The organism is Polyangium fumosum, assembly GCF_005144585.1.
Lineage (GTDB): Bacteria > Myxococcota_A > Polyangia > Polyangiales > Polyangiaceae > Polyangium > Polyangium fumosum.
Genome location: NZ_SSMQ01000092.1, coordinates 1 through 15,520, shown reverse-complemented (window position 1 = coordinate 15,520; position 15,520 = coordinate 1). Strand labels below are relative to the sequence as shown.

At 70.5% G+C, this 15,520-nt stretch carries 9 protein-coding genes and 1 pseudogene; 3 read left to right on the top strand and 7 right to left on the bottom strand.

What is annotated here, in order from left to right; translation table 11 throughout:
* Nucleotides 1-13: 13 nt before the first annotated feature.
* From E8A74_RS46275 to E8A74_RS46245, 7 genes are read right to left on the bottom strand one after another with little or no spacing between them, the layout of a single operon-like run.
* Nucleotides 14-415 (bottom strand): DUF4150 domain-containing protein, encoded by a 402-nt coding sequence (locus tag E8A74_RS46275; protein WP_136935578.1) that lies wholly within the window; start codon nt 413-415, stop codon nt 14-16.
* Nucleotides 416-428: 13 nt separating this feature from the next.
* The gene (locus E8A74_RS46270) at nt 429-1,088 is read right to left on the bottom strand and encodes a DUF3540 domain-containing protein (protein ID WP_136935577.1); all 660 of its coding nucleotides are present in this window, start codon (nt 1,086-1,088) and stop codon (nt 429-431) included.
* 21 nt (nt 1,089-1,109) lie between these two features.
* Nucleotides 1,110-2,159, bottom strand: a complete 1,050-nt coding sequence (locus E8A74_RS46265; protein ID WP_170229889.1) for a pentapeptide repeat-containing protein — start codon at nt 2,157-2,159, stop codon at nt 1,110-1,112.
* Entirely contained in the window at nt 2,152-4,857 is a 2,706-nt protein-coding gene (locus tag E8A74_RS46260) for a DUF2169 family type VI secretion system accessory protein (RefSeq protein ID WP_136935575.1), read from the bottom strand. Before E8A74_RS46260 ends, E8A74_RS46265 begins: the two co-directional genes overlap by 8 nt.
* Nucleotides 4,858-4,882: 25 nt before the next feature.
* The gene (locus E8A74_RS46255) at nt 4,883-7,324 is read right to left on the bottom strand and encodes a type VI secretion system Vgr family protein (protein WP_136935574.1); all 2,442 of its coding nucleotides are present in this window, start codon (nt 7,322-7,324) and stop codon (nt 4,883-4,885) included.
* A 28-nt stretch (nt 7,325-7,352) separates the two neighbouring features.
* Nucleotides 7,353-9,803 (bottom strand): type VI secretion system Vgr family protein, encoded by a 2,451-nt coding sequence (locus E8A74_RS46250; protein WP_136935573.1) that lies wholly within the window; start codon nt 9,801-9,803, stop codon nt 7,353-7,355.
* Between the two features lie 14 nt (nt 9,804-9,817).
* A complete protein-coding gene (locus tag E8A74_RS46245) occupies nt 9,818-12,274 on the bottom strand; it encodes a type VI secretion system Vgr family protein (RefSeq protein WP_136935572.1) in 2,457 nt (818 codons plus the stop codon).
* Nucleotides 12,275-12,578: 304 nt separating this feature from the next.
* On the opposite strand from E8A74_RS46245, the gene E8A74_RS46240 reads away from it, so the two are divergent.
* From E8A74_RS46240 to E8A74_RS46230, 3 genes and pseudogenes are all read left to right on the top strand, one after another.
* The gene (locus E8A74_RS46240) at nt 12,579-14,702 is read left to right on the top strand and encodes a hypothetical protein (protein ID WP_136935571.1); all 2,124 of its coding nucleotides are present in this window, start codon (nt 12,579-12,581) and stop codon (nt 14,700-14,702) included.
* Complete coding sequence (locus tag E8A74_RS46235; protein ID WP_136935570.1) at nt 14,699-15,214, top strand: hypothetical protein; 516 nt, start codon at nt 14,699-14,701, stop codon at nt 15,212-15,214. Before E8A74_RS46240 ends, E8A74_RS46235 begins: the two co-directional genes overlap by 4 nt.
* A gap of 44 nt (nt 15,215-15,258) precedes the next feature.
* Nucleotides 15,259-15,520, top strand: a pseudogene (locus E8A74_RS46230) (hypothetical protein); the annotation flags it as partial.

Sequence of the window (15,520 nt, the reverse complement as noted above, 5' to 3'; positions counted from 1 at the left end):
CCACGCCGCCGCGTCAGGGCGCCAGGAGGAGCACGCGCACCTGGCTCGGGACGATGCGCATCCCCGGCGCGTTCGTGCTGTTGTGGATGTTCACGCTCGTCAGGCGTGTGCCCGGCAGGCCCCCGACGAGCACGGAGAACGCGGCCGTGAGGCTACGCGTCGGGCCCATCACGGTCCCGGACGCGATGCCCGTCGCGATGCCCGGATTGTCCCCCATGCTGATCGGGATCATCGTCGCGAGGTTGTGCGCGGGTGTGCCGCCGTAGAGCACGACGGGGACAAACGGGATCCCGAGCGGGCCGATGGAGAGGTTCGGGTACGGGATGGGGATCGGCGCGGGCGCGGGCGGCACCGGGGTGAGGCACACGTCCGGAAAGCCCAGGTTCAGCCCGCCCATCTGCGAGTTCGCGAACATGGTCTAGCGCCTCCTAGCCGAGCTGGATCTGTTTGCCGTCGACCTTGATGAGCTCCTCGGCGTGCACGACCGCGTGCGCGGCGCGCATCGCGAGCGTCGTCTCGGCCGCGTAGTCGACCTTGTTCGCCTTGAGCTGGTCGATGTCCTCGACCGTGCGGAACGAGCGTTTGACGCGCTCGGAGACGCGCTCGAAGAAGGAGTCCCGCGTCTTGCCGACTGTCTTGATGGCCTCGACCTCGGCCTTGAGGCGGTCGCCGAGGTAGGCGAGCTTCTGCACGAAGAGCGAGCCTTCGAGCGCGCTCACGGAGAGCGCGCGGCCGACGAGGTTGAGCTCGTCGCCCGACGCGACGCTCACGCCCTTGGCCGCGCGCAGGTCGAGCTTGCCCGCGCCGACGGAGATTTCGAGGTCGCCCTCGACGTCGAGCTTCGTCGTCGGCTGCGTTTCCCCCGCGGGGCCTTCGAGCACCGCGAGCACGAAGCTCCGGCCCCCGGGGCCAAACGAGCAGAGCACCACGTCGCCCGGCGCGGGCGCGACGAGGCAACTCTTCGCGCGCCGGGCCGCGCACTCGAAATCACCGACGCGGACCGTGAAGACGCCGTCCTTCACGTCGAGGACCGTGCCTTCGTCGATCGTCGTGACCTCGCGGTTCAACTTCCTTGCGGCAGCTTGCATGCGTCTCTCCTGATCGACAGGTCAATACGGCGGGTTCCAGTCCTCGGACGTCGCGACCTCGGCCTCGTCGCCGAGGGCGGCGGCGCGGCTGCACCAGATCGTATCCTGGTCTTTGACGCGGTGGAAACGCGTCCGGAAGACCTTCGCGCCGGTGAAGTCGGCCGCCGAGACGTCGGCGTGCGTGAAGTCGGCGTAGGTCAGGTCGCAGCCGGTGAGGCGTGTCCCCTCGCACGCGGCGCGGTGGAAGATGGCCTCGTCCACGCGCGCGCCCGAGAGGTCGGCGAGGGGCATCTTGGCGTCCGCGAAGAGCGCCCGCGTGAGGCAGGCCTTCGTGAGCGTCGCGCGCGCCATCTTCGCCTCGACGAAGATCGCCTGCTGCGCCTCGGCGCCGTCGAAGCGCGCGCCCACGAGGTTCGCCCGCATGAAGTTGCACTGGCGCACGATCGCCCGCTCGAAGGAGGCGCCTTCGAGGTCGGCGTCGAGGAACTGCGAGAGCGTGAGGTCCATCGAGGCAAAGCTCACGTCGCGGAGGTTTGCCGCGATGAAGAGCGTGTTCTCGAAGCGCGCCTCGGCGAAGTTGGTCTTCGTGAGGTCGGCCTTGTAGAGCGTCGTTTGCTTGAGGCACGCGCGGGCGAGGATCATGCCCGTCACCGTCGACTCGACGAAGCCGGCGCGGTCGAGGTTCGTGCCCGCGAGATCGGCGCGCGTGAGGTCGCTTTGCGCGAAGCCCGAGATCACGAGGTCGGAGCCTGCGAATCGCGCCTCCGTGAGGTCGCATTGGTAGAACTTCACGACGGGCAGGGTGCCGCCCGTGAGGTCGGCGCCGCGCAGCGTGGAGCGGTTGAAGACCGCGTGGCGCAGGTTCGCCTTGTCCATGCGGGCGCCGTCGAGGTCACACTCGCTGAGCACGCTCTCCTTGAACAGGCACCCGCGGAGGTTCGCGCCGCGAAACGAGACATTCTCGAAGATGCCGCCCGAGAGATCGGCGCCGGCGAGATCGAGGCCCGCGAGGTCGATCCTGGAGAGGATCTCCCCGCCCTTCACCATCTGCACGAGCTCGGTCTTATCCACGGCTCTCCTTGTTGACCGGCTTCGGCGTGGCCCTCGGCGCGCTCGGATCCACCGTGGCCTCTGCGCCCGCGCTGCCCTTCGGCGAGACACGGACCTGCGTGACGAGGGCATCGAAAAAGCTTGTTTTGTCGTCTCCGACGGCGCGCAGGAGGTCGGCGCGGAAGAGGTTCGCGCCCTTGAAGTCGGCCCGGCCGAGCTTCGCTTTGAGGAAGATCGCGCCCTCCAGGTTCGCGGCGACGAGGCTCGCGCCCGTGAGGTCCGCCCGCATGAACAGGGCGTTTTTCGCGACGGCGCGGTAGAGCTTGGCTTCCCGCAGGACGCACTTCGAGAGGTCGGACGAGGAGAGCGTCGCGCCGCTGAAGTCCGCGTGGCTGAAGTCGGCCTCGCGCAGCGTCGCGGCGGCGATCGTCGCGCCTGTGAAGTCGGCGCCGACGAAGGTGCAGGGCTCGGCGAGCCGCATGCCGCAGAGGTTCGCCTTCAAGAACGACGCGCCGTCGAGCGTGCACCGGACGAGCGAGGCGTGTTCGAGCGTCGCGTTCGCGAAGTTCGCGTTGCGCAGGTCGACCTCGACCAGCATCGCGTGCACGAACGTCGATTCCCGCAGATCACAGCCGCGGAGCAGGTTCCCCTTCAGGATGCACTTATCGAAGCGCGCCCCCGTGAGCGCCGCGCCGTCGAGCAGGACGTCGGAGAGATCGGCGAGCTCGAAGACGACCCCGCCGAGCGACGCGCCCGTGAGGTCGGCCTTCGCGAGGATGGCGCCGCGCAGCGTGACGCCGTCGAGGTTTGCGTTTTTGCCGTTCGAGGCGCCGAGGTTCGCCTCGGCGAGATCGGCGCCCGTGAGATCGGCGCCCACGAACGTGGCGCCCGCGAGCACGACACGCGCGAGCTTCGCGCCCGCGAGGTTCGCCCCCGAGAGGTCGGCGTTCTCCAGGAACGCGTCCGTGAAGTCCACGCCGGGGAGGTCCATCTCCGAGAGATCGGCCCCCGAGAGGTCGATCCGCGCGAGGCTCCGGCCCTCGGCGTGCGCGGCGGCGACACGCCTGCGCAGCTCGCTCCGCGCGGGTTCTTCGAGGCGCGCGGGGCGGTGCTCGGCGAGGTGCGCGCCGTCGCGATAGGCGTTCCGGGCTTCTTCCTCGGCCTTGCGGAGCTTCTGCTCGGTGGCCGGATCGGCGAGCGCCGCGTCGAGGTCGGGCGTCGCCACGTTCGCGTTGTGGCAGAGCGTCTGGATGTCGCGCAGGCGTTCGAGCTCTTTGTCCGCGGAGAACGTCGGCGGCCCGGAGGCCTTCTTTTTCATCCGGCGGACCTCGGCGTCGTAGTCGAGGCCCGCCGCGGCGTAACGCTTGCGCGTATCGGCGAGCGCTTTTTCGTGCGCCTCGTCCATCTTGCGCTGCGCCTCGGCGAGATCCCGCTCCGAGCGCTCGACGAAGTCCGGCAGGTCCCCGAACGAGGGCCCCTCCACCGGCTTCGGCCCCTCCACGACCGGGACGCGGTCCGGATCACCACCCGCCGCCAGGATGGCCGCGCGGGTCTTTTCGGCCTCGCGGCGCGCGCGCTCCGCGAGGTTCTTCTGGAGCAGGTTCTCCGAGCGCGTGAGCTCGAACATCGCGTCGATGTCGCCGCCCCCAGAGGCCTTGCCGCCCGCGTCGGGCGGCAGGAGGTCGCCGTCGCGGAACACCTCGGAGGCCTCGCGTTTCGGGTCGAGCCTACGATCGAGCACGGCGCGGTAGTGCTCGATCGGCCGGGGCGCCGTGCGATCGTCGGCGGCGACGAGCAGATGCAGGATGTCGTCGGCGTCGTCCTCGGTGATGGCCCAGAGGCCACGGAAGGAGAGCGCGACGCGCTCGTGGTGCGGGAAGATCTGCACGGTGTCGAGGTGCAGCGGGATCTCGCGGAAGACGTCGCCCTCGGCCGTCCGTTGCGTCACGAAGCATCGGCCGACGACGCCCGGCAAGCGCCCCTCGATCCGGGGTTTTTCGGGGTGCATGTTCTCGAGGAGGATCTCCTCGGTGCCCTCGAAGAAGCCGGCCGGGAGCTTCTGATCGTTCGGCGCGGCGTTCCACATGGAGAGGTCCATGTCCTTCGCCAGGCCCGGCAGATCCTCGCGCGCCCACTTCGTGTCGTAGGTGCCGATCTTCGGCCACCGCTGGGCCCAGAGCAGATCGTAGGGGCCAAAGCCCGCGGGCGGAGGGCGATCGGAGGTGCTCTTGAGGAGCTTGTCCGGCAGCTCGATGTTCGGGAGCCGGTGCACGGTGCGCCCGTCTTCCTTCGTGGGCGCGAAGCCCACGCCGATCGGGTTCTGCGAAAAACCCTCGCCGCCGAACGCCCGCGTGTAGTGGATCGGCATCTCCGTGAAGAGCTCCGGATCGCCGGGCGTGCCGTCGCGGCGGAAGACACGATCGCCGATGACGTAGAGCGTCTTGTCGATCGGCCCGAGCTTGGCGCGCACGGAGGCGGCGGGGCGCGGGACGCGGTTCGCCGTGTAGCAGCGGCCGTGGACGAGCAGCTCGCCGCGTTGCTTGGGCATGCACTCGTCGAGCACCGCGTCCTTGCCGAGCTCCGCGGCCGCGAGGCGCCAGAGCTCGACCTCGGAGAGCAGGCTCCGCGCGGGCCCGAGGTCGCAGAAGACGAAGACCGTCGGGACGAAGTAGTGCTTGTGATCGAGCTCGAACGTCCGCGTGAGGACGCCGAGCTTCATGGGCTTGATCGTCTTCACAGGGCCGTCACGTGAACGTATGCACGCCCGAGGGGTGGATGAGGACGCCGATGGCCACGAGCTTCACGCCGTCCTCGTCGAGCTTCGCGCCCGCGGCCGTGGACTTGAGGCCCGTCGTGCGGAGGTTCAGGCCCGTGAACGAGATGGCCGTGCCCTTCGCGGAGGCCGTGAGCGCGCCGTAGCTCGACGATTTGCCCGTCGCCGCTGCTTTGAACACGAACATGGAAAGCTTCACCCCGACGAGGTGCAGCTTGAGGAACATGTTGATGTCGAGGCTCGACGCCTGGTGGGTGATGGGGCCCGCCGCGACGTGGAGGGTCGCGGCGCCGACGTCCACGGTCTCCGAGCCGCCGATCTCGGTGTCGAAGTTGCCGCCGACGAGCGCGCCGAGCACGGCGCCCGCTTGGATCGTGCGCGCGCCGGCGATGTTCGTCGTCTGGTTGCCGCCGTAGTCCTGGAGGGTGAGCGCACCGACGGTCTGATCACGCGTCGCGCCGTAGCTCTCGGTCCAGTCGGCCGCGAGGCCCGTGGTGCGCGTGGCGCCGTACGTCTCGCCGACGTCGCCCGCGACGTTCTCCTTGAGCGCGCCGCCGACGATGTTCGCGTGGCTCGCGCCGGTTTGCCGTGTTTCGTTGCCGCCGATGACCATGAGCCGGCTGCCGCCGACGATGCGGATCTGGTTCGCCCCGATCGTCTCCGTCTGGTTTCCGCCGACGGAGAGCGTGTCGTTCGCGCCGATCTGGATCGTCTGGTCGCCGCCGATCTCCTCGGTGTTGTTCGCGCCCACGGTCATGAGCGCGTCCGCGCCGACGTTCTCGACGCGCTGGTTGCCCACGTTCGCGAGCATGTCCTTGCCGGCGTGCATGTAGATGCGCTCGCTGCCGGCCGTGTCCTCGAACGAGATCTCGTTGCGCACGCCGCCGCCGGGCGTGGAGAGCGACCACATCGTGCTGTGCGTCGGGGTCGTCTGCGCGGGGCGGTTCTTGCCGTTGTAGACGCGGCCCGTGACGAAGGGCCGGTCGGGATCCCCGTCCTCGAACTCGACGATGACCTCGCTGCCGACACGCGGGTGCCAGATGCCGCCCTGGCCGCCGCGCGCGAAGGGCTCGCTCACGCGGACCCACTTGCTCGAAGGCTCCTTGGCGAGCCGGGGTTCGTCGGTGTCCCAAGGAAAGCGCAGGCGCACGCACCCGATCGAGCTCGATCCGCCGAGGTTCACCTCGGCGCCGCGCGCGCTCGGCTCGGCCGTCACGAACGCGGTCTGCGCGCCGAGGATGCGCGGCTTGCGTGTGCTTCGCGCGGGGCGGTAGCGGCTTTCCGCGACATCACTCCCGCGGCCGCGGCAGGCGCACTCGATCTCCATGCGGAACGGCTCGGCGGGAGCGCCGCCCGCGTCGACGGAGAGCACGCCTTGCTGATGGCCGACGGCGCGCAGGCGCGTGACGAGGTACTCGCCCTCGTACCGGGTTTTGGGGTGCTCCAGCGTGAAGATCGATCCGGCCGAGAGCACACGCGTAGCGCCCTCGCCGACGGCGAACGAGGCCTCGGTGTGGAGCTCGTCGAGCCGCGCTTCGGCGAGGGGCTCTCCGAGCTCGGTGCTGTCGAAGGAGCCGCCGTGGAAGGTGTACACGGAGAGATCACCCGGCTCGCCCGCGGCTTTCGCGTCGACGTCGAGCGCGGGTTTCTCCCAGTTGTAGGCGCCGAGGTGGACCGAGGTCGCGCGCATCCGCGCGCCGAGGCGGAAGGTGCCGATGCCGCGGCCGGGTTTGCCGGGCCCGAAGACGTCGTCGCCCGGGACGCGGGATCGGCCGAAGTCCTTGTCCGAGAGCACGAGCAGGCTCGTATCGTCCGTGTGCTCGAAGTGGTAGCTGATGCCTTCCTCTTCGAGCAGCCGCGCCACGAAGTCGAGGTCGCTCTCGTTGTACTGCACGACGTACGGCCGCGCCTTCGGGGCGTCGAGGCGGCTCGTCTTGGTGCGCCAGGTGAAGCGCGCGGACGCGGCCGTGAACGAGGGCGGGCCGACCGGGGGATCGAGCGAGGCGCCCGAGGTGAGCGTCATGCCCGCGTCGTTGCGGAGGACGCTCTCGACGATCTGGCGCAACGTCTTGTCGAGGAAGACGCGGCTCCGCGTGCGGTAGCGCGCGCGCGCGAGCGGCGGCTCGACGACGACGCGGTAGACCGATCCCTCGGGAAGGGTGGTCGCGTCCTCGGCCTCGGTGATGATCCCGTGCACGAGCTTCCACGCGGGCGCCGAGAGCGTCGTGATCCAGAGGCTCGCGCGCTTGCCGATCATGGTCTCGGGGTCGAGGTCGGCCTCCTTCGCGAGGAGGAGGATCTCGTAGCGGAAGAGGCGGCTCATGCCCTCCTCGCCCTCGAAACGCGCGACCCGCAGGGGCTCGGGCGTCTGGCCTTCTTCCTCCCACGCGAAGACGAAATCGTCGGTGTTCATCGGTGTCCTCGTGCCGCCGCGTGCGCCTTCAAAGCTTGATGATGAGCCCGACCCGCGTCTTGACCCCGTTGTTCTGCATGTGGCCCCCGTCGACCCGCGTGAGCAGGCCGAAGAAGTCCACGTCCGCGCCGACGAACTCCACGTTGAGCCCGGCCGCCGCGGCGCTCACGCCCATCGTCGACGACGCGTACCCCGTGGCGCCGAGCGCGATGCCGCCGATCGTCACGTCGAGGCCCGTGAGCGTGTACTTCGCGACGTCGACGTCGCTCCGGTTCGCGTCCTGCGCGCTGTACTTGGGCGCGATGTAGACCGCGCCGCCGCCCGTCGAGAGCGTGTGATCGCCCGTGATCTTCGTCGTGACCGAGCCCCCGACGATGCGGATCGAGGCGGCCGAGACCGTCGTGTCGAGGCTCGCGCACGAAAGATCCCGGTTGCCCCCGACCATTTTGAGGTGCGCGGCGCCGAAGGACTGCGTGTGCGCGCCGGTGATCATGGTGGATCGGTTGCCGCCGAGGGTCTGCGTCTCCGACGCGGCGACGCTCGTCGTGAGGGTGCCGCCGATCTCCTCGGTGACGCTGCCGGAAGCGATCTCGTTGTGCGCCCCGGCGATCGTGATCGCTTGATCCGCGCCGACGAAATGCCCCTCGTTGGCGCCGATGATCGTGGTCGCGTTCGCGCCAATCGTCGTCGACAGGTTGCCCCCGATGAGGGCCGTGTCGTTGCCGCCGACCGTGACCGTCTCGTCGCCGCCGATCGTCACGGCGCAGTTCGCGCCGATGGTCTCCGTGTCGTTCGCGCCGACCTTCATCGCGCTGTTCGCGCCCACGGTCTCGGTGCGCTCGTTCCCGACGTCGGTCTCCATGTCCTTGCCGGCGTTCGTGTAGATGCGCTCGGCGCCCGACGTGTCGTCGAAGGTGATCTCGTTGTGCACGGCGCCGCCCGGGCTCGCGTTCGACTTCAGCGTGCTGATCGTGGGCGCGCCGCCGTGGTAGGGCCGGTTCTTGCCGTTGTAGACGCGGCCGACGACGAGCGGCCGATCGGGGTCGCCCTCCTCGAAGTCGACGAGGACCTCCGTGCCCACGCGCGGGTGCCAGACGCCGCCCATGCCGCTGCCCGCGAAGGGCTCGCTCACGCGGACCCACGCGCTCGAAGGCTCCTTCGCGAGCCGCGCCTCGTCCGTGTCCCAGTGGAAGCGCAAGCGCACGCAGCCGATCTGCACGCCCGGCGGGCCGCCGACGTGGATCTCCGCGCTCGGCGCCGAGGGATCCGCGGTGACGAGGGCCGTTTGGGTTCCCACGATCCGCGGCCGCGGCGTGACGCGCGGCGGACGGAACCCGCTGTCCTCGACGGCGGTGCCCTGGCCGCGGCGCGCGCAGACGAACCGCGCGAAAAAGGGCTCGATCACGCCGCCGCCCGCGCCGCTCGGGAGGACGCCGGCTTGCTCGCCCACGACCTCCAGCGAGCTGACGAGGTACTCGCCTTCGAGGCGTGGTTTCTTGTGGTCGAGCTCGAAGATCGTCCCGGCGCCGAGGACCCGGAGGTGACCGTCGCCCCGCGCGAAGCGGGCCTCCGTCCGGTGCCGTTCGAGCCGCGCCTTCGCGAGCGGGCGGCCCTGGGTCGCCTCGTCCGGGTAGCCGCCCGGGTACACCACCTCGAAGAGGTCCGCGTCCTTGCCGCCGACACGCGCGTCCATCGGGAGGCCGGGCTGCTTCCAGTTGTACTCGCCGAGCGAGACCGCCTCGGGCCGCAGCCGGCCGCCCGTGAAGAACCCGCGGACCTCGCGCCCGTCGATGCCGATGCCGACGAGGTCGGGCTGAAGGCGCGGGCGGCCGGCGTCGCTGTCCGTGAACACGAGCAGGCTCGTCTCCGCGCCGTTCTCGACGTGGTAGGTGATCCCTTCCTCTTCGAGCAGGCGCGAGACGAACGCGAAGTCGCTCTCGTTGTACTGCACGACGAAGGGCCGGACGCGCCGGTTGTCGAGGCGCGAGGTGTCCTCGACGCGCCACGTGAACGCCTCGTCGGCCGGCGCGAAATCGGCGCCGCCGAGATCGGGCGCAGGAGGCTCGGCGCCGGCCTCGCGGACGAGCGGATCACCGAGGAGGACCGCCCGGACGATCTCGCGCAAGGTCTTGTCGAGGAAGATGCGGCACCGCCTGCGATGCGCGCCGCGCGCGAAGGGCGGGGCGAGGACGACGCGCAAGGTGCGTCCTTCCGGCAGCCGCGCGATCTCCTCGGCCTCCACGACGATGCCGTGCACGGTCTTGAACGCCGGGGCCGAGAGCGTGGTGATCCGGAGCGTCGCGCGTTTGCCCACGAGCGCTGGGGCCGACGCGACGCCGGCCGGATCGAGCAGGAGGATCTCGTAGCGGTAAAGCGACGAGAGCGCCTCGGCCCCGGTGAAACGCGCGACGCGCAGGGCCGACCAGGGATCGGCCCCGGCGACCTCTTCACAAGCGAACGTGTAGTCGAAGCTCGGCATACGTCCTCTTGGTCTCAGGCCTCGACGTTGGGCCCGCCGCCCTGGTTGTCGACGCCCGACGCGACGAGGCCAACGGCGGCGATCTTGAGGATCCCGCCGCACATCCTCTTCTCGAAGCCGTACGCGCTCGGGCTCGCGCCGGCCTTCGACTTGGCGATCCCGGTGACGTCGCGGGTCATCCCGATCGCCTCCAGCGTGATCACGTTGTACGAGGAGGAGGAGCCCTGCGCGTCGAGCTTCGCGCTCTTGATGTCGTCCTCGAACGCCGAGAGCGTGAGGTGCAGCGGGCCGGATCGCGTGATCGAGCCGCCGACCTCGAGCGTCTGCGGGCCCCCGCTCGCCTCGATCTCGACCGCGCCGATCTGCGTCGTGACGTCGCCCGTGACGACGGTCGTGTAGTTGCCGCCGATCATCATGAGCCGCGCGGCGCTCACGGAGAGCGTGTGCGAGGCCGCGCTCTCGTCCACGTTCCCGCCCACCGTGACCTTCATCATCGCGCCGAAGCTCTCGGTCACCGCGCCGCCCACGGTCGTCGTGCGCGAGGCGCCGTAGGACTCGCTCACGTCCGCGCCGACGCTCTCCGTGAGGCTCCCGCCGACGCCGATCGTCTGGGAGCCGCCGACCATGTTGAGCTCGTTCGCGCCGACCGCGTGGGCATGGTTGCCGCCGACGATCGTGACGGCGTTGCCGCCGATCGTGATCGTCTGGTTGCCGCCGATCGTGAGCGTGTCGTTCGCGCCGACGTTTTCGGTCCGGTTCGCGGCGATGGTCTCGGTGTTGTTGCCGCCGACGGTCATCTTCGCGTTCGAGACCACGCTCTCGCGGCGGAAATTCGCGACGTCCGTCGTCTGGTCTTTGCCCGCGAAAGAGTGGAGCAGCTCGCCGCCGGCTGCGTCGCCGAACATGATCTCGTTGTACGTGCCGCCGCCGGGCGTCGAGAGCGACTTCATCGAGCTCTCGTGCCCGCCGCCGCGCGCGGGCAGGTTCGCGCCGTTGTAGACGCGGCCGACGACGACGGGCCTGTCGGGGTCGCCCTCGTCGAAATCGACGATCACCTCGTCGCCGACGCGCGGATGGAACACGGCGCCCTCGCCCGCGCCGGCGAAGATCTGGCTGACGCGCACCCAGAGGCTCGAAGGCTCCTTCGCGAGGCGCGCCGCGTCCGTGTCCCAAGGGAACCGCAGCCGGACGCAGCCCACGCTGAGCCCGTCCGGGCCGCCGACGTTCACCTCGGCCCCGGAGGCGCCGGGATCGGCCGTCACGACGGCGGTCTGCACGCCGCGGATGCGAGGCTTCGGCGTCCTTTGCGCCGGGCGGAACCGCGAGGCCGTGGCGGCGTTGCCCACGCCGCGCCGCGCGAGGTCGAAGCGCGCTTCCCAGGGCAAGGCGTCCTCGGCCGCGGGCTGGGCGAGCACGCCCTGCTGCGCCCCGCGCGCGTCGAGCCGCGTGACGAGGTATTCACCCTCGTGGTCCGGCTCCTCGGTCGCGAGCGCGAAGATCGATCCGGCCGAGAGCACCCGGACCCCGCCCGCGCCGGCCGCGTAGCTCGCCTCCACGTGATACCGGTCGAGGCGCGCGGCCGCGAGCGGCTTGCCCTTGTCGGCGGCGTCGCCGTACGCGCCGGGATAATGGTACTCGGCGAGATCGCCGCTGCCGGCCTTGGCCGTGATGTCGAGCGTCGGTTTCCGCCAGTCGTGGTCGTCGAGCACGACGCGGGTGGGGCGCAGCCGGCCGCCGAGCCCGAGGTGGCTCACGTTCCGGCCGGGGATCGACGCGCCGAGCTCGGGAGGATCGAGGCGCGGCCGGCCGGCGTCGTCATCGGAAAGGACGAGCAGGCAGGCCTCGCGGCCGTTCTCGAAGTGGTAGCTGATGCCCTCGTCTTCGAGCAGGCGCGAAACGAACGCGAAGTCGCTCTCCTCGTACTGCACGACGAACGGGCGCGCGCGCGGGTCGTCGAGGCGCGAGGTGTCCGTCACGCGCCAGGTGAAGAGCTCGCGGGCGGGCGTGAACGTGGGCGCGTTGTCGTCGTCCTCGACCTCGGCGCTCGCCTGGTGCTCCATGCGCGGGTCGCCCGTGAGGACCGCCTCGACGATACGCCGGAGGCTTTTGTCGAGGAAGATCCGGCACCGCGTGCGGTGCTGCGCCCGGGTCCAGGGCGGCTCCAGGATCACCCGGAGAAGGGTGCCCTCGGGCAGGTCGGAGAGCTCCGAGGCCTCGCGGACGATGCCGTGGACGACCTTGAAGGGGGGATTCGAAAGCGTGGCGATGCGGAGCGTCGCGCGTTTGCCGAGCAGGTCCCGCGGATCGACCTCGGCCGCGCCGGCCTTCGCGAGCAGCGTGATCTCGTACCGGTACGGCTCGGAGAGGGCCTCGCGGCCGCGGAGACGCGCGACCCGGAGGGCCCCCCAGGCCCCGAAAGCCCCCTCGCCGGGGACGGCCTCGCACGCGAAGGAAAAATCGTCATTGGGCACGCGCGGTTCCCCCTTCCTGGCCGGCGATGTTCACAGGTCACGGCCGGTGGTTCAAGCGTGATGTTTCCCGGATGCACCGAGATTCCGTGCTCCGCGTCGGCTGGATCGCTTGATCGCAGCGTGAAATTTCGCTTGGGCGAGCATTGTATCGCGGCCACCAAGGCACCCGCATTGAGGGACGACGCGTCGAATGCTCTGCAAGTGCATACCCAGGTTCTTCGGGATGCACCTACCGGTCCACGCCCCCGGGGTGCGAAAATCATAGAGATCGTCCCTCGGGCCGGCGTATGTTGGTCCGACCTCCGTGCCTACACAGCGCCCCGTCGGATCGTTCGGCTCACGCCTCGGGCTGGTCAGCATTGCCGTCGGGGTGTCCTTGGGCCTCGGCGTCGGCTGTACTTGCACGGGCTCGGACCAGGCCAGCGTGGACGCGGGGGCCACGCAGCCGTTGGCCTCGGTCTCCGCGGCCTCGCCCACAACGTCGGCGGCGCCCGCCACGAACGCCGCGTCGATCGGGCCGCGGCAGGGCAGCGTGCTTTCGCGGGGCGTCGGGGAGGAGGCGCTCTACGTCGCCGACGAGGATCACGGCGTGCTCCGGCGCGTGCCCTTGCCCCTTTCGCCAGGCGGGGCCGGCACGGCCGTGGAGATGCCGGGGCCGCCCGCGCAGGTCGTGACGTTGCCCGGGCGCGTGCTCGTGACCATCCGCGATCCAGGTCTGCTCGTGGAGTTCCGCGCCGAGCCGAGCGCCGCGCTCGTCGAGGTATCGCGCGTAAAATTGCCGGCCGACGCCTGGGGGCTCGCGGTGACGGCGGATCAATCGCTGGCGCTCGTGACGAGCGCATGGACGCACAAGGTCAGCGCGGTCGATCTGCGCAGCCACGAGGTCCGCTGGACGGTCGACGTCGCACGCGAGCCGCGGGGCATCGCCCTCCGGAAGGACGGGCAATCCGCCTACATCTCGCATCTCACGGGCGCGGGGTTGACGCGCCTCGACGAGCTCGGCGGCAGCACGCCCACGATCCGGCGCGTCGAGCTGCCTGCGTCGCCGCTGCGCACGCCCGTGGGAAGGGCGCTGAACGCGGCGCTCGGGTATGCGATCACGTTGTCCCCGGACGAGAGCCTGCTCTATGCGCCGCGGCACGCGCTCGGCGCATTGGGGGAAATTGCGTGGTTCGGGGCGGCCACGGTGGACGTGCTCGTCACGGGCGCGGACAAGGGCCTCGCGCCGCTGCATCGGGATCATACGACGCTGGTCCGCGCGGAAGGGGAGGGGCCGGCGCCGGAGCTGCAAATCCCGGGCACGAGCCTCGCGGTGTTCACGCAGCCGCGCGCCGTCGTTTATCGTCGCAGCGCGGATACGCTGCTCGTCGCGGGTGAAGGCGACGATCGGCTCGTGGAGGTCGACGCGCTCGCGGTGGATCCGACGCTCTCCGTCGTCGCCACGTATGACGTGGGCAGTGAGCGTGATCCCGCGCTGGGAATCGCGAATCGAGGCGGAGCGCCCGCGGGGGTCGTGCTTTCGGAGGACGAGGCGACGGCGTTCGTGTTTTGCGGCGCGACGTACGATCTCGTGGCCATTCCGCTCGCGCCGCGCGCGCCGCGTGGCGCCTTCAGCAACGAAAAGGCGCCCGCGCCGACGTTCGTCCGTGTCGCGGACGATCCGATCGGCGGCGACGCGGCGATCGGCCGGCGGCTCTTCTACAATGCGACGGATCGCCTGATGAGCGGGGGGCTCGGCTGCGCCGGCTGCCATCCGGAGGGGCGCGACGACGGGCACGTGTGGCACGAGGCGAAATTCAATACCGAGGACGGGACGAACGTGAATTTCGTGGGCACGGCCGAGAACGTGCCCGAGACCGATCGGACCCGCGGCGTGCCGCGCCGGACGCCGATGCTCGCGGGTCGCGTGAGCTCACCCGGACCCTATGGCTGGGTGGGCGAGAGCCCCGACCTCGTATCGCGGCTGCGCGGGGGCTTTGGCCTGCACCGGTGGGGCGGCGTGCCGAAGCACGAGCCGCAGAACCTCGACGCGCGCGCGTTGCGCATCGCCACCTTCGTGCGGGCCGGCCTGAAGCCGCCGCCGCGCGAAAAACGCACGCTCGACGCGGTCGAGCAGCGCGGCAAGGAGGTCTTCATGAACGACGCCGTGCAATGCGCGCGTTGCCACGTCCCCGGGACGGAGTACACGGATCGTTCGGTCTATCCGCTGCCGAAGCTCGCGCGCCGGCCCGATTTCGACGAATTGAAGACCGGCGAGCTTCGCGTGCCGTCGCTCCTTTATCTCGAAGGCCGGGCGCCATTCCTGCACGACGGGAGCGCGGCGAACCTCGACGAGCTGGTCGCGAAGAACAACGATCGCATGGGCAAAACGAACCAACTTTCGAAGGAAGATCGCGACGCGCTTGCGGCGTTCTTGCGGACGTTATGAGAGCCTTCCCGCTTCCCCTCCTCGCGCTCGTCGCGGCGGCGACGGCATCCTCGCCGGCCCCAGCGCAGGCTCCGCCCGCTGGGGCCGCTTCGGCGGCGCTCGGGGACGCCGTGCCGCTCGACATGGATCCGCCGGGCAACGAAAAGACGAAGGCGCCCACGTTCGACGAATGGTCGAAGGCGACCAAGGTCCGATTGACGCGCACGGGGCCGGCCGCGGCGCCTTGCACCGCGTACCGGGTGCGCGAGTGGCTCAAGGTGCGTTGCCTCGGGACGAAGCCGCATGCGATGGTCGTTCTCGGCGGGGATGCCGCCGAGGTCTCGTTCTGGATCGATCGCGACGAGCGGCAGGGCGGGGAGGTGCAGTTCCCGATGCGGCGCGGCGATCGGCGCGTGGTGCAGATCTGGACCGGCGGGGTCGACGCGGCGGGCGTCTTCAAGCCCAAGCCCTCGCTGATCCTTCAGGAGCATTGGCTGGAAGATCGCGCGTCACCGACCGTGACGGCGATGTGAAAATGGGGTCCGGGGCGAAGGACGCGGAGGCGAGAATGATGTCGGTGAGACGATGGACGAACGTTTTGCACGGGGCGCACGCGGGCGCGGTGGCCATGGCCCCGTTCGCGTGGGCGACCGCGTGTCTCTTGGCCTCCGTGAGCGCATGCGGCGGCGCGAGTGATCCGCCTCCGGCGGGGCCCGCGAACGTGGCGGGAGGCGAGGCAAAACCCGCAGCGCCCGCCGCGACGCCCGCGGCCACAGCCGAGCCCGCGCCGGGCGCGGCCGCGACCGCTGCCGCGCCGGAGACGTCGGCGGCCCCCGTCG